The 22,080-nt window shown below is 65.5% G+C and carries 17 protein-coding genes; 13 read left to right on the forward strand and 4 right to left on the reverse strand.

Annotation, left to right across the window (positions count from 1 at the left end; all coding sequences use genetic code 11):
* The 9 genes from BXU08_RS00385 to BXU08_RS00425 are packed head-to-tail and all read left to right on the forward strand — an operon-like array spanning position 1 to position 9,469.
* Positions 1-810, forward strand: a complete 810-nt coding sequence (locus BXU08_RS00385; RefSeq protein WP_077507495.1) for a WecB/TagA/CpsF family glycosyltransferase — start codon at positions 1-3, stop codon at positions 808-810.
* Positions 803-2,074 carry a polysaccharide biosynthesis protein gene (locus tag BXU08_RS00390; RefSeq protein WP_077507498.1) on the forward strand — a complete coding sequence of 424 codons (1,272 nt, stop codon included), beginning with the start codon at positions 803-805 and terminating at the stop codon, positions 2,072-2,074. The genes BXU08_RS00385 and BXU08_RS00390 overlap by 8 nt, the downstream gene beginning before the upstream one ends.
* Positions 2,071-3,462 carry an O-antigen ligase family protein gene (locus tag BXU08_RS00395; RefSeq protein ID WP_376787766.1) on the forward strand — a complete coding sequence of 464 codons (1,392 nt, stop codon included), beginning with the start codon at positions 2,071-2,073 and terminating at the stop codon, positions 3,460-3,462. Before BXU08_RS00390 ends, BXU08_RS00395 begins: the two co-directional genes overlap by 4 nt.
* On the forward strand, positions 3,459-4,385 hold the full coding sequence (locus tag BXU08_RS00400; protein WP_077507501.1) for a glycosyltransferase family 2 protein: 927 nt from the start codon (positions 3,459-3,461) through the stop codon (positions 4,383-4,385). The genes BXU08_RS00395 and BXU08_RS00400 overlap by 4 nt, the downstream gene beginning before the upstream one ends.
* On the forward strand, positions 4,382-5,329 hold the full coding sequence (locus tag BXU08_RS00405; protein ID WP_077507504.1) for a glycosyltransferase family 2 protein: 948 nt from the start codon (positions 4,382-4,384) through the stop codon (positions 5,327-5,329). Before BXU08_RS00400 ends, BXU08_RS00405 begins: the two co-directional genes overlap by 4 nt.
* Positions 5,330-5,356: 27 nt before the next feature.
* Complete coding sequence (locus BXU08_RS00410) at positions 5,357-6,289, forward strand: glycosyltransferase family 2 protein (RefSeq protein WP_253190457.1); 933 nt, start codon at positions 5,357-5,359, stop codon at positions 6,287-6,289.
* Complete coding sequence (locus BXU08_RS00415) at positions 6,286-7,446, forward strand: endo-1,4-beta-xylanase (protein WP_077507509.1); 1,161 nt, start codon at positions 6,286-6,288, stop codon at positions 7,444-7,446. The genes BXU08_RS00410 and BXU08_RS00415 overlap by 4 nt, the downstream gene beginning before the upstream one ends.
* On the forward strand, positions 7,443-8,531 hold the full coding sequence (locus BXU08_RS00420; RefSeq protein ID WP_077507512.1) for an acyltransferase: 1,089 nt from the start codon (positions 7,443-7,445) through the stop codon (positions 8,529-8,531). The genes BXU08_RS00415 and BXU08_RS00420 overlap by 4 nt, the downstream gene beginning before the upstream one ends.
* 2 nt (positions 8,532-8,533) lie before the next feature.
* Positions 8,534-9,469 (forward strand): glycosyltransferase family 2 protein, encoded by a 936-nt coding sequence (locus BXU08_RS00425; RefSeq protein WP_077507515.1) that lies wholly within the window; start codon positions 8,534-8,536, stop codon positions 9,467-9,469.
* Here BXU08_RS00425 and BXU08_RS00430 read toward each other — a convergent pair.
* The 3 genes from BXU08_RS00430 to galU form a co-directional block, all read right to left on the reverse strand.
* Complete coding sequence (locus tag BXU08_RS00430) at positions 9,441-10,805, reverse strand: family 16 glycosylhydrolase (RefSeq protein ID WP_171982365.1); 1,365 nt, start codon at positions 10,803-10,805, stop codon at positions 9,441-9,443. The genes BXU08_RS00425 and BXU08_RS00430 overlap by 29 nt on opposite strands.
* A gap of 136 nt (positions 10,806-10,941) precedes the next feature.
* Complete coding sequence (locus tag BXU08_RS00435; protein WP_077507518.1) at positions 10,942-12,285, reverse strand: UDP-glucose/GDP-mannose dehydrogenase family protein; 1,344 nt, start codon at positions 12,283-12,285, stop codon at positions 10,942-10,944.
* A 26-nt stretch (positions 12,286-12,311) separates the two neighbouring features.
* Positions 12,312-13,205: a UTP--glucose-1-phosphate uridylyltransferase GalU gene (galU, locus tag BXU08_RS00440; RefSeq protein WP_077507521.1), complete on the reverse strand. Its 894-nt coding sequence runs from the start codon at positions 13,203-13,205 to the stop codon at positions 12,312-12,314.
* A gap of 185 nt (positions 13,206-13,390) precedes the next feature.
* Here galU and BXU08_RS00445 point away from each other — a divergent pair, with 185 nt between their 5' ends.
* The gene (locus tag BXU08_RS00445; protein ID WP_077507524.1) at positions 13,391-14,221 is read left to right on the forward strand and encodes a hypothetical protein; all 831 of its coding nucleotides are present in this window, start codon (positions 13,391-13,393) and stop codon (positions 14,219-14,221) included.
* Positions 14,222-14,352: 131 nt separating this feature from the next.
* On the opposite strand, the gene BXU08_RS00450 is transcribed toward BXU08_RS00445, so the two are convergent.
* Positions 14,353-15,381, reverse strand: coding sequence for a LacI family DNA-binding transcriptional regulator (locus BXU08_RS00450; protein ID WP_077507527.1), 1,029 nt, complete (start codon positions 15,379-15,381; stop codon positions 14,353-14,355).
* Positions 15,382-15,559: 178 nt separating this feature from the next.
* On the opposite strand from BXU08_RS00450, the gene BXU08_RS00455 reads away from it, so the two are divergent.
* From BXU08_RS00455 to BXU08_RS00465, 3 genes are all read left to right on the forward strand, one after another.
* A complete protein-coding gene (locus tag BXU08_RS00455) occupies positions 15,560-16,996 on the forward strand; it encodes a glycoside hydrolase family 28 protein (protein ID WP_077507530.1) in 1,437 nt (478 codons plus the stop codon).
* Positions 16,993-18,300 carry a polysaccharide lyase family 1 protein gene (locus BXU08_RS00460; protein ID WP_077507532.1) on the forward strand — a complete coding sequence of 436 codons (1,308 nt, stop codon included), beginning with the start codon at positions 16,993-16,995 and terminating at the stop codon, positions 18,298-18,300. Before BXU08_RS00455 ends, BXU08_RS00460 begins: the two co-directional genes overlap by 4 nt.
* Before the next feature lie 786 nt (positions 18,301-19,086).
* Positions 19,087-21,996, forward strand: a complete 2,910-nt coding sequence (locus tag BXU08_RS00465) for a TonB-dependent receptor (protein WP_216352888.1) — start codon at positions 19,087-19,089, stop codon at positions 21,994-21,996.
* The last annotated feature ends 84 nt before the right edge of the window (positions 21,997-22,080 follow it).

Raw genomic sequence — 22,080 nt, forward strand, 5'->3', positions numbered from 1 at the left:
ATGCACGGAACCACGATCGAGCTCGGACTGGGCGGAAGCGGCGCAAGCGATAGCGGGCGGCTCGAGAACGCCCATGTCGGCGGGGTGCCGGTGTCGACGCTGTCGCTCCGCGCACTGATCGACAAGATGCTGCGCGATGCGCCGCTGCGGCTGGCGGCCGCCGAGCGGCCCTGGCTGGTGTTCGACTGCAACGGCCATGGCCTGTCGCTCAACGCTACCGACAGGGCTTTCGCAAAGGATCTGGCCGAGGCCGATCTGATCCACGCCGACGGGCAGGTGATCGTCAAGGCGTCGCATTGGGTGGGCGGGCCGCAGATCGCCGACCGTTCGAGCACCACCGACATGTTCATCGACAGCCTGCCCGGCGCCGCGGCGGGGAAGGTGCGCTATTATCTGCTCGGCGGCACCGAGCAGGTGAATGCCGACTGCGCCGAGAGCATCACCAGCTCGACTCCCGGGCTCGAACTCGCCGGACGCCGCAACGGCTTCTGGAAGGCGGACGAGGAAGCGGCGGTGATCGACGCAATCAATGCCGCCGCGCCCGACGTGCTGTGGGTCGGCACCGGCAAGCCGCGCGAACAGGCGTTCTGCGTGCGCAACCGCGATCGGATCAAGGCCGGCTGGATCGTCACTTGTGGCGGGTTGTTCAACTATATTACCGGTGATTATCCGCGCGCGCCGCAGTGGATGCAGCAGGCGGGGCTCGAATGGCTCCATCGCATGGCGACCAATCCGCGCCATCTGGCGTGGCGCTATCTCACCACTAATCCGCATGCGCTCTACTTGATCTGGAAGCACCGGAATGGCTGAGGCGGCTGCCTTGCCTCCTGAAAAGAAGCCGCTGCGCGCGACGCTGGCCCGGTTCGGGCTCGCAAGCATGTCTTCGGCCGCAGTGTCGGTCAGCCATCTGCTCGTCCAGCTCGTCGCGGTGCGTCGGCTGGAAGCGGCGGAGATCGGCACGCTCGCCTTCCTGCTGGTGATCATCCAGTTCGGCTACGGCTTGTCCAACGCCTTGGTCTCGACGCCCTATGCGATCGCAGTCAACCAGCGCGAGGATGGCGCCGAGCAAGGTTTCGACTTCTTCTTTCCGATGAATCTGCTGCTCGCGCTGTCGCAGGGGCTGCTCTGCGCGGCGATCGGCTGGGCGATGGTCGGGCCGTGGGCGGCACTGGCGTTCGGGCTGGCGGGCGTCTTCTCGCTGCTCCGCTGGTTCGGGCGCGCCAATGCCTATGCCCACCACACGCCCGGCGGCGCGGCGATCTCGGACATGGTCTATGCCTTGCTGGTCATCGCCGGGGTCGGCGCGACGCTGGCGGTCGGCGCGCGGATCGAGCTGTTCGGCGCGGTTCTCGCGGGCGCTGGTCTCTTCGCGCTAATTCCGTTCGGTGCGGGCTTCCTCGCGCGGCACCGGCCCGTCGGCCTGGGCCGCGCCCTTGCCGCCTACCGCCCGGTGTGGAAGCGGCAATCGGCCTGGACGCTGATCGGGGTCATCACTACCGAGGCGACGTCGAACGCGCATAGCTACATCGTCACGCTTTTCGCCGGACCCGCGGCGTTCGCGCCGATTGCAGTCGGCATGCTGTTCTTCCGCCCGGTCAATGTCTGCATCACGGCGCTAACTCAGCTCGAACGGCCGCGCATGGCGCGTGCGGTTGGGAGGGGCGACGACAAGTCTGCCCGCGGATCGGCCCGCGCCTTCCTCGCGGCGCTGGTCGTGATCTGGGTCGCCACGGCAATCACCGCGGCGCTGATCCTGTGGTTCTTCCCGCAGGTTATCATCAAGCCGACGCTCTCGGTGCAGACGGTGATGATCGCGGTCGCGCTCTGCGCCGCGCTGTCGCTGGTGCAATGCCTCCAGGCGCCGATGAGCGTGCTCACCCAGGCGCGCGGCGCGTTCAAGCCGCTGGCGGCGACCAGCGTGCGCAGCTGCTTCGTCGGCGTCGGCGCCGTCATCGCGATCACGCTGCTCGCGCCTTCGGTGTACACGATCGCCGGCGTGGTCCTCGCGCAGCTGGTGATGATGATCGGCATCTGGCGGCTCGATCGGCGTGCGCGGCGGGATATGGCGCAATGAGCCTGGCGCTCCCCTGGCATCGCGGCCGCATGACGCTGCGCACCACCGGCGCCGCGCAGCCGCGCAGCCATGCGCTTGCCAGCCGGGCCGAGGCGCTGATCCCGGTCGCGCAGTTCGTCTATTTCGTCTTCCTGATGATGATCTTCATCGGGCAGCAGCCCTTCTCATCGCGCAACCAGGAACAGCTGGTTGCGATGGCGGCGAACAATGACGGCTCGGACATCTTCAAGCAGGCGTTCTTCATCGGCTTCGCGCTGCTGCTGACGATGCTGGAGGTGGTCCGGCGCTACAAGCCGCAATATCGCTTCACCTATTGGCCGCTGCTGCTGATGCTCGGCTGGTTCCTGGTCAGCTGTGCGTGGGGCGTCGATCCGTTCGTGTCGTTCAAGCGCGCGATGCAGCAGGTCATCGTGATCTACATCACTTTCCTGTCGCTCGCCTTGCTGGGGCCGGAGCGGATCTACCGCACGCTGATGGCGGCGCTGGTGACCTCGCTGCTGATCTGCTGGATATCGCTGCCGCTGACCCCACACGCCTTCCACCCGGCGACCGAGAGCGACAAGGCGCTGATCGGCGCATGGCGCGGCTTCTTCTTTCATAAGAACATTGCCGGCGCGGTGATGGCGCTGACCTTCGTGGTGACGGCGCACGCGTTCTTCACGACGCGCAAATGGTATTATGCGCTGTTCTCGGTGATGGCGTTCGTCTTCGTCATCGGCACCAAGAGCAAGACGTCGCTGGCGCTGTGCTTTGCGATCCTTGCCGTGAGCTCTGTGTATCGGGTGCTCAGCCAGTCGGTCTCTAAGCGTGCGGTACTGCTGCTCCTGGTCGGGACGGGCATGCTGTTGTTCCTCGGGCTGTACATCGCGTTCGAGCCGGTGGTCGAGCGGTGGTTCGCAGATCCTCAGGCGTTTACCGGGCGGGTTTCGATCTGGAAGGTCGCGATCGATTATCTCGCCGACCATCCCTATCTGGGCTCGGGGTTCGGCGGGTTCTGGCAGGTCGGCGATCTCTCGCCTGCGCACGACTATCTCAATCAGCAATTCCAGCTGCTCACTGCACATTCGCACAACGGTTATCTCGAGATCCTCGTCACCACTGGACCGGTCGGGCTGATCCTGCTGCTCGTATCGTTCGTGGTGCTGCCGGCCTGGTGGTTCCTTACCGGCACGACCAAAGCGAACGCCACGCTGATGGCCAGCGCCTTCGCGATCTGGAGCTTCGTGCTCTACCAGAACCTGCTCGAAACCTCGTTCTTCGACAAGGATCGCCAGGTCTGGGTGATCTTCCTGTCGTCGATCGCGATCGCGCATGCGTCGTTCAAGGCTGTCGACCGGCCGCGCTGGCACCGCCGCACTCCTGCATTGGCTCCGGGAGGTGCCGCATGACCGAAATCGCCATCTGCATCGCCACCCGCCAGCGCCCGCTGGGGATTACCCGCACGCTCCGCTCGCTCGCCGCATTGGCGACCGAGCGTGACGTGACCATCATCGTCGCCGACAATGATGGTGTGAAGCGCGAAGGCATCGCCGCGGCCGAAACGCTGCGCGCCGAGGGCTATCGCTGGCCGCTCGAACTGCTGACGGTCGCCGAGCCGGGCATTCCCCAGGTGCGCAACGCGCTGGTCCAGGCGGCGCTGCGGCTGCCCGGCATCGCCTTTGTCGCGATGCTAGACGACGACGAGGCGGCCGACCCGCACTGGCTGCATGCGATGCTGGCCTGCCAGGCAGCGACGCGCGCCGATGTCGTCGGCGGCGCAGTGCTGCGCGAAATGGAAGGCGAAGTCGCGCCCTGGGCTGCGCGCCATCCGCTGCTCCAGCCCAAGTCGCGCGGGGCTTCGGGAGTCGTCGAGCTGATCGACAGTACCGCCAATGTGTTGATCGACGCCGAGGCATTGCGCGCGTTGGGCGACAGGCCGTTCGACGAGGCGATGGCGCTCACCGGCGGATCGGACAAACAGCTGTTCACCCGCATGGCGCGCGCCGGGCGCCGCTTCGCCTGGGCCGAGGATGCCCGCGTGACCGAGCTGATCCCGGCGAGCCGGATCACGTCCAAATGGCTGCTGATGCGCGGCTACCGCATCGGCATGACCGACACGATCACGGCGATGTCGCACAGCACGCCGTTCAAGGTCGCCACTGCCGAGGCCGCGCGGATCGCCGGCGGCTTCGTCGTCGGATCGCTCGGCGCGCTGACGCTCGACCGCGGCAAGCGGATCATCCGGCTGGGCAAGCTCTATCGCGCGGCGGGCAAAGTCGCCGCGCTTACCGGCCATCGTTACGAGGAATATCGCAAGGTGCACGGCGCATGAAGAACGACACCGGCCAGCCCACCTTCTCGGTGGTGATCCCGCTCTACAATCGCGCCGACATCGTCACGACGACGATCCAATCGGTGCTGACCCAGGATTTCGGCGACTTCGAGATCATCGTCGTCGACGACGGATCGAAGGACAATCCCGAGCCGGTGGTCGCCGCGATCGGCGACCCGCGCATCCGCTATGTCCGCCAGGCCAATGCCGGCGGCGGCGCGGCGCGCAACCTGGGCATCGAGGAGGCGCGGGGGCGCTATATCGCGTTCCTCGACTCCGATGATCAGTTCCTGCCCGGCAAGCTCTCGATCATGGCGGCGGCGTTGCCCGATGCGGACGATACCGTGCTCTACTCGCAGATGCAGGTCGATCGCGGCGTCGACCGTTATTGGGTGCGCCCCGATCGCGGCATCCGCGAGGATGAGGATGTCGGCGAATATCTGTTCTGCGCCAACCAGTTCATGCAGACTTCGACGATGGTGGTGCCATCGGCGCTCGCCAAGCAGGTGCGCTTCGATCCGGCGCTGAAGAAGGGCCAGGATCTCGATTTCAGTGTGCGCCTCCAGGTTGCCGGCGCGCGGTTCCGGATGATCGAGCAGCCGCTGACGATCTGGCTCGATGCGACCGAAGTCGGGCGGACCTCCTACGTACGCGGTTACGAGACTTCGCTCGACTGGCTCGATCGCTGCGGGCATCTGCTCACCAATCGTGCACGCCACGGCTATCGCGCGACCGTTCTCGCCTATCACATGGCGCCGGTTCGTCCGGTGGCCGCGCTGCCCGAGCTGGTGCGGGGGCTATTCTATGGCCGGGTGCCGGCGCGCATCCTCGCGCGCCAGCTGCTGCGGTCGTACCTTCCGAAATCCTTCTATCGCTCGCTGGTGAACCAGTTCGTCCATCGTTTCGGCAAGCCCGAAGCGCTGGCTGGCAAGGCGGGCAAGTGAATGGTGCCGGGGGATCAGACTGACGCCATGCCCGCAGCCGACGCTCCGCTGTTCACAGTGGTCATACCCACCTTCAACCGGCGCGATGCGGTGGTCGAGGCGGTGCAATCGGCGCTCGACCAGAGCGTTCGCGACATCGAAGTGATCGTCATCGACGACGGCTCGAAGGACGGAACTGCCAGCGCGGTCGCTGCGATCGGCGACGAGCGGCTGCGCGTCATCGTCCAGCCCAATCGCGGGGCTGCGGCGGCGCGCAACCGAGGTATAGACTACGCACGGGGCCGCTATGTCGCGTTTCTCGATAGCGACGATCGCTTTTTCCCCGATCACCTTGCCGACCTGTTGCCGCTGCTGGCGCAGAGCGACGATGTCGTCGCTTATTGCCGAGTGGTCGTCGATCGCGGCTCGGGGCGGCATTTCCTCAAGCCGTATCGCGAGATCCTGAGCGGCGAGAGTGTCGACCGTTATCTGATGTGCGAGCGGGGCTTCATCCAGACCAGCAGCCTCGCGCTGCGCCGCAGCCTCGCCGACACGGTGCGTTATCGCGAGGATGTCGGCTTCGGCGACGATACTGATTTCGCCGTGCGGCTGTCACTGGCAGGCGCGCGCTTCCTGATGGCGCCGCGCGCGACGGTGTTGTGGGCCGATCGTCGTACGGAGAACCGGCTGTCGCAGGTTCGCGCCAATATCGGCAACCTCGCCTGGCTCAAGGATCTGCGTCCGCACATCTCGGCGCGCGCCTATTCGGCCTATATGGGCTGGCATGCCGCCAAGAGCGTCTGGCCGACCAGCCGGCGCACTGCGCTACGCTATTATTTCGACGCGCTGCGCCACGGCGCCTTCCGTCCGCGGGTCGCGGCAATCGTGCTATTGCAAATCATTATCCCTGATAATCATTATCGAAAGGCTGCCGATCGATGGATCGCGCTGACCAGCCGGGTGCGTGGCGCTCGGATATGAGGCGCCGGACTTTCCTGGCAGGCGCGGCGGCGGCATGCAGTGTCCCGCTCGCCACCAGCGCGGTGCCGTTCGTGCCGCCGCTGCCCGGTTTCGACGGACCCGGGCTCGATGCGCGAGCGCGACGCAGCGGCCGGCGCTTTGGCTGTGCGATCAAATCGGGCCAGCTGGCAAAGGATCCGGCCTTCACTGCCGCGGTGCTGCGCGAGGCGGGGACGATCGTCCAAGAATATGAGCTCAAGCGCCACGTCACCCAGCCAAAGCCGGGCAAGTACGATTTCAGCGGCAACGACAAACTGGTCGATTTCGCCCAGCAGCACGGGCTCGCCGCTCGCGGGCACACGCTCGTCTGGTATTCGAACAATCCGCCCTGGCTCCAGGCCGCACTTCCAGCCACGCGGGGCCGCGCCAAAGAAGGGCTGCTCACCGGCTATATCGAGACCGCGATGCGCCGCTATGCCGGGCGGATCGGCGAATGGGACGTGGTCAACGAGCCCGTCGAGCCCAATCAGGGCCGCGCCGACGGCATGCGAAGCCAGAACATCTGGGGGCAGGCGTTCGGCGAGAATTATATCGACCTGGCCTTCCATAGCGCCCGCGCCGCCGATCCGCGCGCGCGGCTGTTCCTCACCGATTTCGGACTCGAACATGCCTCGCGGCGCTGCGCCGCGCGTCGGGCGGCGATCCTCCGGCTGCTGGAGCGCGCGCTGGCGCGCCGCGTGCCGATCGACGCGCTCGGCATCCAGGGCCATTTGAAGCCGTTCCGCGAACCGTTCGACGAACGGACCTTCGCCAATTTCCTCGACGAAGTCCGCGGGATGGGGATCGGCATCGCGATTACCGAAATGGACATCGCCGATCGCGGCGGGCCCCAGGCAATCGAGCCACGCGACGCGCAGGTCGCCGCGGTCGGCAAGGCGTTTCTCGACGTCGCGCTCGACAATCCGGCGACCAGCTCGGTGCTGACCTGGGGACTGTCGGACCGCTATTCGTGGCTATCGACCTATCCCGAATATCGCTGGCCTGACGGCAAGCCCTCGCGCGGACTGCCGCTTGATGCCGATCTTGGTCGCAAGCGCTTGTGGGCGGCGATGGCGGCGGCGTTCGACGCGGCGCCGGTGCGCAGGGCGAGCAATCCGAGCGAAGGAGTAGCCGCATGAGAATCGCGCCGCTGACCGGGCTTCGCGGCATCGCCGCGATCGCGGTGCTGCTCTATCATATCCCGCATTCGCCGGCGTTCGCGGAGTGGGGCATGCTGCTGTTCTCGCGCGCCTATCTCGCTGTCGATCTGTTCTTCATCCTGAGCGGCTTCGTCATTTCGATCGGGTATTATGAGCGCGTCGTGAAGCGGCCGAGCTGGGCCAGCTATGGCGATTTCCTGCTCAACCGGCTGGCGCGCGTCTGGCCGCTCCATTTCGTCGTGGCGCTGGTGTTTGGCGCGCGGATCCTGCTCAACGTCTCGGGCGAGCAACCGGTGGCGCTGACGCCGGCGAATATCGCCACCAATTTGCTGATGATCCAGAGCTGGGGCTGGGGGACGCAGGCGCTGGCCGGCAACAGCTGGTCGGTGAGTACCGAACTCGTCGCCTATCTCGCTTATCCGCTGGTCGCGGTGATCGCCTTTTCGAGACTTGCCTGGCTGCAGGCGATCGGTTCAGTCGGGCTGCTGATCCTCGTCGCGACATTGGGGCACGGCGCGCAGGGGCCGCTCGACGTCAACGATGCTGACAGCATCCTGCCGGTTCTGCGCTGCCTCGCCGGTTTCGCGCTGGGGGTGATCGCCTATCGACTGACGCAGGGCGCCCGGTGCGAGCGCGTGCTGGGCGGCGAGCATGGTTTCATCGGCAGTTGCGTGCTGATCGCCGCAGCACTGCTGATCCCGCGCGGTGACGTGGCGGTGGCGCTGTGCTTCGTGCCGCTGGTGTTAGCCTGCTATTATAACGGCCGGACCGCGCGGGCGCTGCTCGCCAATCCGGTGGCCTTCCACCTCGGGCTGATCAGCTATTCGATCTATCTCTGGCATCCGCTGGTCCGTGACGTGTTCGCGCGCGCGATGGGCATTGCGCATCGCCATGGGGTGGTAGGCTTCGACTGGTTGTTCGTGCTCGCGCTGCTGGTCGCGACCTGGCTGATCTGTTGGGCGAGCTATCTGCTGATCGAGGTTCCCGGGCATCGGGCGATCAAGAAGCTGGAGCGGCGCGTAATGCCGCGCCCGCCATTGCCCTTCCGACAGGCGGCCGAATAGCGATGGCCGCCACGACGATCGTCGCGGTGCCGACCTTCCGGCGACCCGATCAGTTGCGGTATCTACTCGAGGAGCTCGCCGCGCTCGACGGTCTTGACGATGTCGCACTGCTCGTCGCCGACAATGACGCGGGCGGGGAGGGGGCCGCCGTTGCCGAGGCGGCGCGCGCATGGTTTCCTGTCCCGATCGACGTGATCCGCGTGCCCGAGCCCGGGCTTTGCCATGTTCGCAATGCCATCGCTGCGCGCGTTCTCGCTTTGCCGACGATGCAGCAGCTGGCGATGATCGATGACGATGAATGGCCCGAGCCGGGCTGGCTGGCGGCGCTGCTTGCCGTTCAGCGGCGCACCGGCGCCGGCGTCGTCGGCGGGCCGGTGGTCCCGGTATTCGCAGAAGGCGCGCCGCGCTGGGCTGGGCAGACTCTGGTATTTCGCCCGGAGGAAAGGCCTGAGGGTGCCGCCGACATGCTCTACGCCAGCAACAACCTGCTGGTCACTCGCACTGCGCTGGAAGCTCTATCGGCGCCGTGGTTCGACACGGTCTTCAACCGCAGCGGCGGCGAGGATCTCGATTTCCTGACCCGGCTCAAGGCGCGCGGTATCGGCTTCGCCTGGGCGCCCGAAGCGCGGGTGCGCGAGCGGGTAGGGCCAGAGCGAGCGCGCAAGTCCTGGGTGCTACGACGGATGTGGCGGATCGGCGTCACCGACACGATGGTCGCGCGCAAGTCGGCGAGCCGGCCCGCGCTGGCGCTGCGCTCGCTGGCGCTGCTCGGGCTGCGTACTGCCGCACTGCCGGCGCTGGCGTGGCACCGCAATCGCCTCGACATCGCCGGGCAGTGGGTAAAGGCGGTCGCGCGTCTCTATGCCGTGGCAGGCGGGAGCGACGCGATCTACGCCGCTCCCGCCCCGCTCAGTTCGCCCAGGCTCGGAAGCTCTTGACGATCATGTCGCCGGAGCCGTCGGTATAGGCGCTGTTGGTCTTCACCGCGACGTTCATGATCGGATACCAGCGGTGGCCGCGGAACGGGTTGACGCTCTGATAGGTCTCGAGCCCGTCGACGAACCAGGTGATGTATTCGGGCCCGATGTCCACGGCATAGCGGTGATAGCCCTGCGAGAAGCCTGACAGTCCATACGCCTGCTCGGCCTGGATGTTGGTGCCGCGCTGGAAGGTCCGCCAGCCGCCATTGCCGCCGTGGATCGTCGCCGAGATATGCCGGTCGAAGTCCCAATAGCTCTGATAGCCAAAGCCCTCGTACACATCGATCTCGGGCGGCCAGCCCGAAGTCGAAATCAGCCAGAAGGCCGGCCACGATCCGCGCCGGGTGGGCATCTTGGCGATCCACTCATATTGGCCATAGCCGATCTGGGTGCCCGGCGTATTGTGCCCGCTCAGCACGACCGAGCCATATCCGTACGAAACGCCGTTATAGGTGATCGGCGTGGCGAGCTTTTGCGTGTGGAACACCAGCCCGTCATCGGTGTAGCGCAGCGGAGCCTCGACGCCGGGATAGAGCGTCTCGTCGAGATAGATGCCGGTCTCGCCGTTCGCGACCTGGGCGCGACCGTGCGAGAGCTTGCTCGACCACGCATCCGACCAGCCGGCATCGGACCAGCGCATCGTGCTCTTGGTCATCTCATATTGGAGCGCGCCATAGGTGCGGAAGGTCCGCGGATTGCGGAAGCCGCTGGTGGCGGCCGCGGTGGGCGTCGCGCCGGCATTTGCCGTCACCGTGTTGGACGCGGTGCCCTGGTTGGCACCCCAGGGCGCCTCGCGCAGCTTCAAGGAGAATTGCTGGCCGTTGGTCGTAGACAGGATCGGCACAGCGACAGTCTTGCGCAGCGGATCGCCGGGGCGGAACACGACGATCGTGTCGGTCGCCTTGTACTGGTAGCCCGAGATCGCCTTGTTGGTGCCCGATCCGTTGACGGTGATCACGCGCGCGATCACCGTGTTGGGTGTCGCGCGATCGAGCGTGACGGGGACATAGGCGGCCGAGGCGCCCGGCTGGAACACCGCCGCGCCGATCGACAGGGTCGCTTTTTCGGGCAGCCTGGTGCCGTTGGCATAATCGAAGGTGGCGAAGCTATTGGTGGCCGCCGCAGCGGTCTCGACCTGTGCGGGCGCTGCTACTGCAGTAGCTGCCGGAGTGGCATCCGCAATGACGACGGTTCCGGCCGGTTTCTGGGAAGAACTATTGTCGTCGCCCCCGCATCCCGCGAGCGCGCACAGAGAGAAGGCGCCCGCGAGCGGACGCAAAACGGTGATACGCATGAAAACACCCCCCGGTGTCGACGGCCAACAACTGTGCCGTCAAAGGGGTATTTAGGAAGAAAAGGGCGCCCGACATGTGTCGGACGCCCTATTTGCGTTAAGTTGAAGGTAAAAGGCCGTCGATCGATAACCGGGATTACTCTGCTGCAATCGCGAGTGCTTCCGGTGCAACTGCAAGTCCACGTCCGACGCCAGTATAAGTGAAGCCAGCAGCCTCGACAGTTTCGGGACGATAGATGTTGCGCAGATCGACCAGCGCATCGCCTTCCATCCGCGAATGAAGCTGTTCCAGATCCAGCGCGCGGAACGCGTTCCACTCGGTAACGATCACCAGTGCGGCTGCGCCGTCGGCCGCTTCATAGGGCGATGTCGCGAATTCGACATTGGGCAGCATCGGCCGCGCGGCGGCCATGCCCTCTGGATCGAATGCACTCACGCTAGCGCCGCCATCTTCCAGCGCCTGGATGATCGCGAGACTCGGTGCATCGCGCATGTCGTCGGTGTTCGGCTTGAAGGTCAGGCCCAGCACTGCGATCTTCTTGCCGCGCACCGATCCGCCGCACGCCGCGATGATCTTGCGCCCCATCGCGCGCTTGCGGCTGTCGTTGACCGACACGGTCGCCTCGACGATCCGCACCGGGGTTCCGGCGTCCTCTGCGGTCTTGACCAGCGCCAGCGTGTCCTTGGGGAAGCACGACCCGCCATAGCCGGGGCCGGCATGGAGGAACTTGCTGCCGATGCGGTTGTCGAGCCCGATGCCGCGCGCGACTTGCTGGACGTCGCCGCCCACTGCCTCGCACAGGTCCGCCATCTCGTTGATGAAGGTGATCTTGACCGCGAGGAACGCGTTCGCGGCGTATTTGATCAGCTCGCTCGTCCGCCGCCCAGTGAACAGGATCGGCGCCTGGTTGAGATAGAGCGGGCGATACACCTCCTCCATCACCGGGCGCGCGCGCTCGTCCTCGATGCCGATGACGATGCGGTCGGGGCGCTTGAAGTCCTCGATCGCCGCGCCCTCGCGGAGGAATTCGGGGTTCGAAGCCACTGCGAACTGCGCGTCCGGATTGGCCTCGGCGATAATCCGCTCGACTTCGTCGCCGGTGCCGACCGGCACGGTCGACTTGGTGACGACCACCGTGAAGCCCTTGAGGCACGGCGCCATCTCGGCAGCGGCGGCGTGGACATAGGACAGGTCGGCATGCCCGTCACCGCGGCGCGACGGGGTGCCGACGGCGATGAACACTACGTCCGCATTCTCGACGGGCGCGGCAAGCTCGGTCGAGAAGGACAGGCGCCCCGCCGCGACATTGCGCGCGACGAGATCGTCCAGACCCGGCTCGAAGATCGGGATCTGTCCGGCGTTCAGCCGCACGATCTTGCTCTCGTCCTTGTCGACGCAAATGACCTGGTGCCCGAAATCGGCGAAGCAGGCGCCCGAGACGAGCCCCACATAGCCCGATCCGATCATCACGATGCGCATTGCTTATACTCCTTGACTGTACGCGTTCACGCCGCGCGGCGCGGCTGACGGGCGGCGAGCAACTGGCTCGCGAACAATTCGACTTCGTCGGCAAGATCCTCGCGCTCCAGCGCCATCGCAAGATTGGCGTGGAGGAACCCGGCCTTGTCACCGCAATCATAGCGGGTGCCGGCGAAAGTAAGGCCGTGGAAAGGCTGGTCGCCGATCATCCGCGACATCGCGTCGGTGAGCTGGATCTCGCCGCCCGCGCCCTTTTCCTGGCTTGCCAGCACGCCCATCACTTCGGGCTGCAGGATATAGCGCCCGATTACCGACAGGTTCGACGGCGCCGTGCCCGGGGCAGGCTTCTCGACCAGGCCCTTCACTTGCGTGAGCGCACCGTCGCGCGTGCCGGGCGTAATGATGCCATAGCGATGCGTCTGCTCGTCGGGCACCGTCTCGGCGCAGATCACATTGCCGCCGACCTGCTCATAGGCATCGATCATCTGCTTGAGGCAACCGGGCCGCCCCACCATGAAATCGTCGGCAAGCAGCACCGCGAAGGGCTCGTTGCCCACCACGTCGCGCGCGCACCACACCGCATGGCCGAGGCCCATTGGCTCCTGTTGCCGTACATAGGCGACCGCGCCGGGCTTGAGCCGGGTACGATCCAGAATCTCCAGGGACTTGCCGCGCCCGGACATCGTCGTCTCGAGTTCGAACGCGATGTCGAAATGGTCCTCGATCGCGGCCTTGCCGCGGCCGGTGACGAAGATGAGCTGTTCGATGCCGGCCTCGATGGCCTCCTCGACGGCATATTGAATCAGGGGACGATCGACGATCGGAAGCATCTCCTTCGGGATAGCCTTCGTCGCCGGTAGAAAACGGGTACCGAGCCCGCCAACAGGGAACACTGCCTTACGCACACGCTTCGGGGTCATACGCCGCCTCCTTCGCTGCGGTGCAGCATAGAGAGGGGATCGCGAGGGGGCAATTTCGTTCTGTCGCCCCGATGGCACCGGTGGTCGGTGTTTTAGACTTTCGGCGTTCGGGTTGACTGGCGCGACGATATTGGTACGCGCAATTATATTATAAATGCTGACGATTGACAGTCAAAGGAGGCGAGATGCGCGGTGCTTATTGGATGATGGGTGTGGCGCTGTGCTTCCCCGCAGCGGCTCAGGCCGCAGGCTGCGAGGAAAGCTTCACCAAAGCAGGCTCCTTCATCAGCGGGATGAAATTCCGCGCGTCCGTCACCGTCGCCGACCTAACCCCGGCGAGCGCGATCGGCCAGATGCGCGGCGTCGCGGCGGGTAAGGGCTATGATATCCTCGTTGCCGAGGCAGAGGACGGCAGCATGCTGATCGAACAGCCGCAGACCGGCAAGGCGCGCGCATTCCCCATCACCATCACGGCAACGACCAGCGGCAAGACCGGCCTGGTGGAAATGGAGGCGAAGCTTCGCGCGGGCCAGACAGTCAGCTCGGACGCGGCCAAGACCGAAATGTGCGCGATGCTGGGGCAAATCAAGGGCGGCAAGGCCGGCCTTGCCGCGGCAAGCGCGGGCATGAAGGCGGTCAGCGATTCCGCGCCGCTTGCGATCAGCGCGCTTTCGCTTTCGCAGCAGGTCTCGAAGGATACCGAGCGCAACGCCGCGGCTATCCCGCTGCGCTATCAGGGCAAGACGTTCATCATCGACGGCATGGTCGAGTTCGCGACGAAGGACGGCGGTGACTTCATCGTGACCTACAAGATCCCGCATCCGCATCAGCAGGTGTTGCGCCTCCCAGGCCAAGCGGCATTCAAGACCGACATCGCCTGCGTAATGGCAAAGGGGCAGGCGGCTTTCACGCTCCAGCTCAAGCCGGGCAAGAGCATCAAGCTCAGCGGCGTCTTCGATCGGTTCAGCGCCACCGATCACCTGTTGCTGCTCAAGGACTGCCGCTCGGTCCGCTAAGGGGCGGGGGCGTCCTTAGCCAAGCGCTTCGCTTGCGGCGAAACCCCTCCGTCGCGCTGCGCGCGCCACCTCCTCCGATCCTGAGGAGCGAGGGAGGAATCGGACTGCGCGCTTCGGCCCGCCGCGTTCGCTTAGCCAGCCGCCGGCGCCACCGAAGCGCGCCGGATCAGTGTCGACACGAACAGCGAGGCTTCGCCGTCCTCATCCGGTGCGCCGCCTTCGCCGCTGACCAGCTTGAGCGCGGCGGCGCGTGCCATCGTCGCGATCGGCCAGCGCACCGTGGTGAGCGGGGGCCAGAGATGCGAGGCGATCGGGGTGTCGTCGAAGCCAATGATCGACAGGTCCTGCGGCACGTTGAGCCCGCGCTGGCGCGCGACATGAAGCACGCCTGCCGCCATCTCGTCGTTCGACGCGAACACCGCGGTGGGGCGCGGGGCGAGATCGAGCAACTGTTCTGCGGCGCGCATGCCGGATTCGAACTTGTAATCGCCCTGGACGATCAGGGTGCGCTGGAGCGGCAGGCCTGCGGCTTCGATCGCTTCCTCATAGCCCTTTTGCCGCTCGAACGCCGAGCGGAAGCCATGCGGCCCGAGCACAAGCCCGATCCGGCGATGCCCGGATTCTATCAGATGCTCGACTGCGCCGCGCACCGCCTCGCGGTCGTTTGAGGCGACCATGTGCGGCGCCTCGTCGAGCGGCGCCGATCCCATCCGGACATAGCGGACGCCCAGCTCGGCGCAGAGCGCGGCAAGTTGGTCGTTCTCCGAAATCGGTGGCAGGATCATCACGCCGAACGGGCGCTGGCGCTCGAGGAACTGGCCGATGTCCGCGAGCATCGTCGGCGAACCGCGATTGACCGGGTGGACGATCAGCTCGAACTCGGTATCGCGCAGCACCTCCAGCATGCCCTGCTGGACGTTGAGGACCATCTGCGCATTGGGGTTGTCGTGGATCAGCCCGATCAGGAAGTTGCGGCGCAGCGCCAGCGCCCGCGCCTGCGGGTTGGGCACGTAGCCTAGATCGGCGATGACCTCCTCGACACGCCGCCGCGTGTCGCCGTTGAGCAAGGGCGACTGATTGATCACCCGGCTGACGGTCTTCTTGGAGACGCCGGCGATGCGGGCGACGTCGTTGATCGTAGGCTGACTGCTGCGCTTCATTGCGGAGGGCATAACCCGGACAGGCGATTGCACCAAATGCAGTCGTGCGTTGCATCTGAGCCACCAATTCTACGTCGGCATTCAGCGCGAACGGGATAGGGCAGTTGCTACGCAACCGTATTTCCAGATACCGGTGTCATTCATCGGCCACCAGAGCCGGAGAGTGAGAGGAGAGGCGATGTTGATTCAACCTTCGCGGCGCGATCTTTTGCGTTACGGCGCGCTCGCCGGCGCAGGCGCACTGGTCCCGGCTGATGCCTTCGCCGCAGCCGATCCGTGGCTGCGCGCTGCCGACATCGCCCGCAGGGTGCGTGCGCCGGTCTTTGCGCGCCGTATCTTCGACATCACGCGGTTCGGCGCGAAGGGCGACGGAACCACGCTGAACACCGTTGCCATTGCCGACGCGATCGCGGCCTGTGCGGCGGCGGGCGGGGGCAGGGTGCTGGTTCCGGCCGGCGATTTCCTCACCGGGGCGGTGCATCTCAAATCGAACGTCGAGCTGCATGTCGCCGCCGGTGCCACGCTGCGCTTCAGCACCGATCCCGCGCACTATCCGATCGTGTTCACGCGCTGGGAGGGCGTGGAGCTCATGAATTATTCGCCGCTCGTCTATGCGTACAAGGCGAAGAACATCGCGATCACCGGGGCCGGTACGCTCGACGGGCAGGGCAGCGCGCAACATTGGTGGTCGTGGAAGGGCCCTTGGGGCGGTACGGTCGAATATGGCTGGCGCGAGGGGATGCCCAACCAGCGTCCGGCCCGCGCGCGGCTGTTCCAGATGGCCGAGGAACGCGTGCCGGTCGAGAAGCGTGTGTTCGGCGACGGACATTATCTGCGCCCGCCATTCATCCAGCCCTATCTGTGCGAGAATGTGCTGATCGAAGGCGTGCGGATCCGCAACTCGCCGTTCTGGAACGTCCATCCGGTGCTCTGCCGCAACGTCATACTGCGCGGTCTAGACATCTTCGGGCACGGACCGAACAACGACGGCACCGACCCGGAATCGGTCGATATGATGCTGATCGAGGATTGCAGCTTCGATACCGGCGACGATTGCATCGCAGTCAATTCGGGCCGCAACGAGGATGGCCGGCGGCTCAATGTGCCCTCGCAGAACATCCTGATCCGCAATTGCCGGATGAAGGAAGGCCATGGCGGGATCACTGTCGGCTCGCAGATCTCGGGCGGGGCGCGCTGGGTGTTCGCCGAGAAGTGTCAGCTCGACAGTCCCGATCTCTGGTACGCGATCCGTTTCAAGAACAATGCGCTCCGCGGCGGGCTTCTAGAGAATTTCCACTATCGCGACATCAGCGTCGGGCAGGTCAGCCGCACCGCGATCGCCTGCGACTTCAACTATGAGGAAGGCGCCAAGGGCCGGTTCAAGCCGGTGCTGCGGCACATCAACATCACCCGGCTGCGCGCGATCGACGCAACGCGCGTGCTCGACAGCCAGGGGCTCCCCGGCGCGCCGGTGACCGACATTTCGCTTAGGGACTGCAGCTTCGACGGCGTCACCGCGCCGAGCGTGATCCGCCATACCGAGGGCGTGTCGCTCGCCAATGTTCGCGTCAACGGCAAGACCGTTCGCGCGCTCGACCAGCTTCCGGCCGCATGATGCTCGCATTGTTTCTCGCGCTGCAGGCGGCGCCGCAGCTCGCCTTTCCCGGCGCCGAGGGGGCGGGGCGGCTCGCGCTCGGCGGGCGCGGCGGGCAAGTGCTGTTCGTCACCAACCTGAACGACAGCGGCGCCGGCAGCCTGCGCGCCGCAGTCGAGACCAAGGGGCCGCGCACCATCCTGTTCCGCGTCTCGGGGACTATCCAGTTGCTCAAGCCGCTGGTGATTCGCGAAGGCCGGGTGACGATCGCGGGCCAGTCGGCACCCGGCGACGGCATCACGCTGCGCGACCATATGATGCAGATCTCCGCCGACGATGTCGTGGTCCGCTATATCCGCTCGCGGCTCGGCGATGAATCGAAGACCGAGTCCGATGCGCTGACCATCACCAAGGGGCGCCGGATCATCCTCGACCATGTCTCGGCGAGCTGGTCGGTCGACGAGACGCTGTCGGTGTCTGCAAATTACACCACGCCGGACCAGGGCTTCTATGACGTGACCGTCCAATGGTCGATCATCGCGGAATCGCTCACGCGCTCGCTCCACGCCAAGGGCGAGCACGGCTATGGCAGCCTGATCCGCGGCGGGCGGGGATCGAAGGCGAGCTTCCACCACAATCTCTGGGCGAGCCATTCGGCGCGGATGCCGCGGCCGGGCAATTACAGCGGTCCCGATGTCGATCCGATCGGCGCGTTCTTCGATTTCCGTTCGAACGTCTTCTACAATTGGGGCCGTAACCACGCCGGCTACAACGCCGACAAGGCGACGCTCGCGCGCTATAATTTCGTCGACAATGCCTATGTCGCCGGCCCGCAATCGGCGAAGCCGATCGCGTTCGACGAGGGCGATACGCTCGCCAAGGCGTATTTCGCCGGCAACAGCATGAACGGCACGATCCCCGCCGATCCGTGGAGCCTCGTCACCGGCATCCGGCCCGAGGGCTATCGCCTCGCCGCGCCGGTCGATGTCGCGCCGGTGAAGCCCGATCCGGCGCCATCAGCCTACGCGCAAGTGCTCGACAGCGCCGGCGCGTCGAAAGCCCGTGACGTCGTCGATGCCCGGATCGTCGCAGGAGTCCGCGACCGGACGGGCAGGCAGATCGACAGCCAGCGCGACGTGGGCGGCTGGCCCGAACTCAAGAGCCTGCCCGCGCCGCGCGACAGCGATGACGACGGCATGCCCGATGCCTGGGAGCGCCGGCGCGGGCTGAACCCGGCCAAGGCAGATGGAAATGGCGACCGCAACCGCGACGGCTACACCAACCTAGAGGAATGGCTGGCGGACGCCGCAGCGGGCAGGGGCTGAGGCCGCCGGCAAGGGGCCGGACTCGATGGAAGCCTGGCTATCGGGGCAAAGGTCACACCAGGGTCATACTGTCGCGCATGTTCCAGCGGGGGCGGGGCCAGGCGTAAAATCTCAAAAGTTCAGCCAACGCGCATTTGCGTTTGGGCCGGATCTGCGCTGTCGAAGAGCGGGGGCCGAGTGGCCCGAGCGTTGATTTCAGCAGGCGAAATCCTGCATTTCAAGCGGTTTTTCAGCCCGCAGCTAGGCCCCTCGGCCACCTGAAAGCGGCTCGCGCCCAGCCACCGGATCAGATCGATTGGAGCACAGAACCTAGAGCGGGATGTGAGCGGTACAGCGCACCCGTTTGCCCTGAGCGTGTCGAAGCGCGGCGATCAGCAAGCCGGTTCGTCCGGAGAGAGGCGGCCTTCGACAAGCTTAGTCCGAACGACGAAGTGCGTGATTCAAGCACAGGTCATTTTGCTCTCGATCCGGATCGCACCGGATCAGGAGAAGAGACGTTCTGACACCGGTAACCCATTCATCTCGTTGTCTTCGGGTAGCAGATACCACATAATGAGATATTATTTCCGATATTCATGTGTTGCTGGCAAGCAACAGGGCTTGATGGTTGTCATCCTGATGGCCCAGCCAATCTATTGACACCGGTTTCCGTTCGCTGGATGTAGTGAGTCGTCAGTAGACAAGCGGCATTCCCGGTCCTGCGCTCATGCGCATTTTCGGGCTGCGATGCCGTGTGCCCGGAACCTCCGCAGAGTGGTCCGGATGAATCAGGCAGAGGAGGCAAATATGAAGGTGGGACTCACGCATTCGATGTGGCGCAACGGCGCCTCGGTGGCAGTTGTCGCGATCGCTTTGGTCATGGCGGGCGGCGCTTCCGCGCAGACCAGCGGCGCCGGCATTCCCGCGGCCGACCCGGCGGCTGCGCAGGACGAGACGGCAGACCCCGTCCAGAGCGGCGACGACATCGTCGTCACGGGCTTTCGCGGCAGCCTGGCCAAAGCGCTCGACGCCAAGAAAGAAGAGACCGGTTCGGTCGACATGATTCTCGCCGAGGACATCGGCAAATTCCCCGATCTCAATCTCTCTGAGTCGATCCAGCGCGTGCCCGGTGTCGCGCTCGCCCGCGATGGCGGCGAGGGGCGGACGATCTCGGTGCGCGGCCTCGGCCCCCAGTTCACCCGCGTCCGCATCAACGGCATGGAAGCGCTGACCACTGCCGGCGGTGCCGATGCCAGCGGCGGCACCAACCGCGGTCGCGGCTTCGACTTCAACGTCTTCGCCTCCGACCTTTTCAACTCGATCACGGTGCGCAAGACCGCCGAGGCCTCGACCGAAGAAGGCTCGCTCGGCGCCACGGTCGATCTCCAGACGGCGCATCCGTTCGACTACAAGCCAGGCTTCACCTTCGCCGCCTCGGCGCAGGCGAGCTATAACGACCTTGCCGAAAAGGTGAGCCCACGCGGCGCGGTGATGGGGTCGTGGCGCAACGCCGACGAGACTTTCGGCGTGCTCGCCTCGCTCGCTTTCACCAAGCGCAAGACCGTCGAAGAGGGCTATAGCACCGTGCGCTGGGCGCGCGGCTCGGCCTTCGCGCCGGGGTTCGAGAGCTATCTCGGTACGCCGTGCATCAATGTCGGCGCCGGCGGGGCGAGCGGCACGGTGGTGACCCCGGCCCCGGCGGGCTGCGCGACGGTCAACGCCGCGCTTCACCCGCGCTTCCCGCGCTACGACTATTACATCAACGAGACCGAACGCCTCGGCGCGACCGCGGCGGTGCAGTGGGCGCCGACCCCCGACACGCTGATCACGCTCGATGCGCTCTATGCCGACTTCAAGGCGACGCGCGAGGAATTCTATCTCGAGGCCCCATCGTTCAGCGTGGCCGGCGCCTGCACAGCGGCCTCGCGCCTCACCAATTGCGGCATCGCCGACACCGACGTCACGGCGGCGACGATCGCGAACAACATCCTCGTCGCGGGCACGTTCAACGATGTCGATCTGCGCGTCGAGGATCGCTTCGACGAGCTCGACACCAAGTTCAAGCAGCTGACGCTCAACGCCAGCCAGAAATTCGGCAATGTCGAATGGACGGTGCTGGGCGGCTATTCGGTGTCCGATCACACCAATCCGGTGCAGAATACGATCACCTTCGATCAGTTCAACGTCGATAATTACCAGTATGACTATACCGACGGCCGCGCTCCGACCTTCAATTTCGGAACCGCCAACTTGACCAGCCCGACCAGCTGGGTGCTCAGCCAGCTCCGCCTGCGCGCGGCGAGCGCCAAGAACGAATATCGCACCGCGCAGTCGGCGCTGAAATGGGACGTCAACGACGAGTTCAAGCTGGAGGTCGGTGCCGCCTGGAAGCGCTACGACTTCGAGACCAGCGAGCTTCGCCGCACCAACGGCACCACGTCGAACCAGGAGACGACGATCCCCGCGGCGATCGCTGCGATCCCGCTGGCCGGCTACAGCCAGACGATCGCGATCATGGGCCAGTCCTTCCTCGCGCCGAATTACCATGTGGCGGAGTCGCTACTCAGCCTGCGCGACCCCGCGGCCTATGGGGGCGCCTTCCGGCTCGGGCCCGAGCCTGCACTCGGCAACAATTCGCAGATCCGGGAGAAGGATCTGAGCGCCTATTTCCAGGCCGACTTCAAGCATGACTTCGATGGCGTGATGGTGCGCGGCAATGTCGGCGTGCGCTATGTCGAGACCGACCAGAAATCGACCGGGTTCGGCTTTGTCGGCGGGGCGGTGCGCGAAGTCGTGTCGAGCCAGAAATATGAGGACTGGCTGCCCTCGGCCAACCTCGTCATCGAGCCGACCGACAATTTCGTGATCCGCGCGGCGGCGGCGCAGGTGATGGCGCGGCCAAACCTCGGCAATCTCACGCCGGGCGTGTCGATCACCGTCTCAGGCGCCAACCGCACCGTAGCGGTCGGCAATCCGCAGCTCGAGCCGTTCCGCGCCGCGACCTACGACCTGGCCTTCGAATGGTATTTCGCGCGGGGTGCGCTGCTGTCGGTGGCGCTGTTCCAGAAGGACATCTCGACCTTCGTCCAGACCTTGAGCTCGACCGGTACGTTCAGCAGCAATCCGTTCGGGTTGCCTGATACGCTGGCGATCGCCGCCTGCGGCTCGCTTTATCCCACGACCTGCAACCCGGCGAGCAACAACTGGACGTTCAACGCGCCGGCGAACACGCCGGGCGGCCGGCTGCGCGGTTTCGAAATCAATTACCAGCAGCCGCTGCGCTTCCTGCCGGGGTTTCTGAGCAACAGCGGCGTGCTGCTCAACTACACGCGCGTCACCTCGGACATCAATTACCTCAACGGCGCGGGCGCGGTGGTGGTGACGGCGCCTTTGCTCAACCTGTCGAAGCAATCGGCGAACGGGACGCTCTATTATGAGGACAAGTTCCTGAGCGCGCGCGTCTCGGCCGCCTATCGCAGCGACTATCTCACGACGGTGCCGGGCACCGAGCTGGGCACCACGGTGCAGGGCACGCACAAGACGTTCAATCTCGACGCGTCGATCCAGTTCACGCTGATGAACAACCTCAAGCTGTCGCTGGAGGCGGTGAACCTGACCGACCAGTATCAGGACCAGTATATCGAGCCGGGTGACCTGCTGTCGGTGTACCACCACACCGGCCGCGAGTTCCTGGTCGGGCTACGATTCAATTATTGAGGGGCGCCCTCTCTTCCGTTCGCCCTGAGCCTGTCGAAGGGCCGTTCTTGTCGCCATCGGGTGAAGAAGAACGGTGCTTCGACA

It is taken from the genome of Sphingomonas sp. LM7 (assembly GCF_002002925.1).
GTDB lineage: Bacteria > Pseudomonadota > Alphaproteobacteria > Sphingomonadales > Sphingomonadaceae > Sphingomonas.

Coding starts and splice junctions, on each gene's coding strand:
- BXU08_RS00385 (WP_077507495.1), top strand. CDS start 1: ATGCACGGAACCACGATCGAGCTCGGACTGGGCGGAAGCGGCGCAAGC.
- BXU08_RS00390 (WP_077507498.1), top strand. CDS start 803: ATGGCTGAGGCGGCTGCCTTGCCTCCTGAAAAGAAGCCGCTGCGCGCG.
- BXU08_RS00395 (WP_376787766.1), top strand. CDS start 2,071: ATGAGCCTGGCGCTCCCCTGGCATCGCGGCCGCATGACGCTGCGCACC.
- BXU08_RS00400 (WP_077507501.1), top strand. CDS start 3,459: ATGACCGAAATCGCCATCTGCATCGCCACCCGCCAGCGCCCGCTGGGG.
- BXU08_RS00405 (WP_077507504.1), top strand. CDS start 4,382: ATGAAGAACGACACCGGCCAGCCCACCTTCTCGGTGGTGATCCCGCTC.
- BXU08_RS00410 (WP_253190457.1), top strand. CDS start 5,357: ATGCCCGCAGCCGACGCTCCGCTGTTCACAGTGGTCATACCCACCTTC.
- BXU08_RS00415 (WP_077507509.1), top strand. CDS start 6,286: ATGAGGCGCCGGACTTTCCTGGCAGGCGCGGCGGCGGCATGCAGTGTC.
- BXU08_RS00420 (WP_077507512.1), top strand. CDS start 7,443: ATGAGAATCGCGCCGCTGACCGGGCTTCGCGGCATCGCCGCGATCGCG.
- BXU08_RS00425 (WP_077507515.1), top strand. CDS start 8,534: ATGGCCGCCACGACGATCGTCGCGGTGCCGACCTTCCGGCGACCCGAT.
- BXU08_RS00430 (WP_171982365.1), bottom strand. CDS start 10,805: ATGCGTATCACCGTTTTGCGTCCGCTCGCGGGCGCCTTCTCTCTGTGC.
- BXU08_RS00435 (WP_077507518.1), bottom strand. CDS start 12,285: ATGCGCATCGTGATGATCGGATCGGGCTATGTGGGGCTCGTCTCGGGC.
- galU (WP_077507521.1), bottom strand. CDS start 13,205: ATGACCCCGAAGCGTGTGCGTAAGGCAGTGTTCCCTGTTGGCGGGCTC.
- BXU08_RS00445 (WP_077507524.1), top strand. CDS start 13,391: ATGCGCGGTGCTTATTGGATGATGGGTGTGGCGCTGTGCTTCCCCGCA.
- BXU08_RS00450 (WP_077507527.1), bottom strand. CDS start 15,381: ATGAAGCGCAGCAGTCAGCCTACGATCAACGACGTCGCCCGCATCGCC.
- BXU08_RS00455 (WP_077507530.1), top strand. CDS start 15,560: ATGTTGATTCAACCTTCGCGGCGCGATCTTTTGCGTTACGGCGCGCTC.
- BXU08_RS00460 (WP_077507532.1), top strand. CDS start 16,993: ATGATGCTCGCATTGTTTCTCGCGCTGCAGGCGGCGCCGCAGCTCGCC.
- BXU08_RS00465 (WP_216352888.1), top strand. CDS start 19,087: ATGAAGGTGGGACTCACGCATTCGATGTGGCGCAACGGCGCCTCGGTG.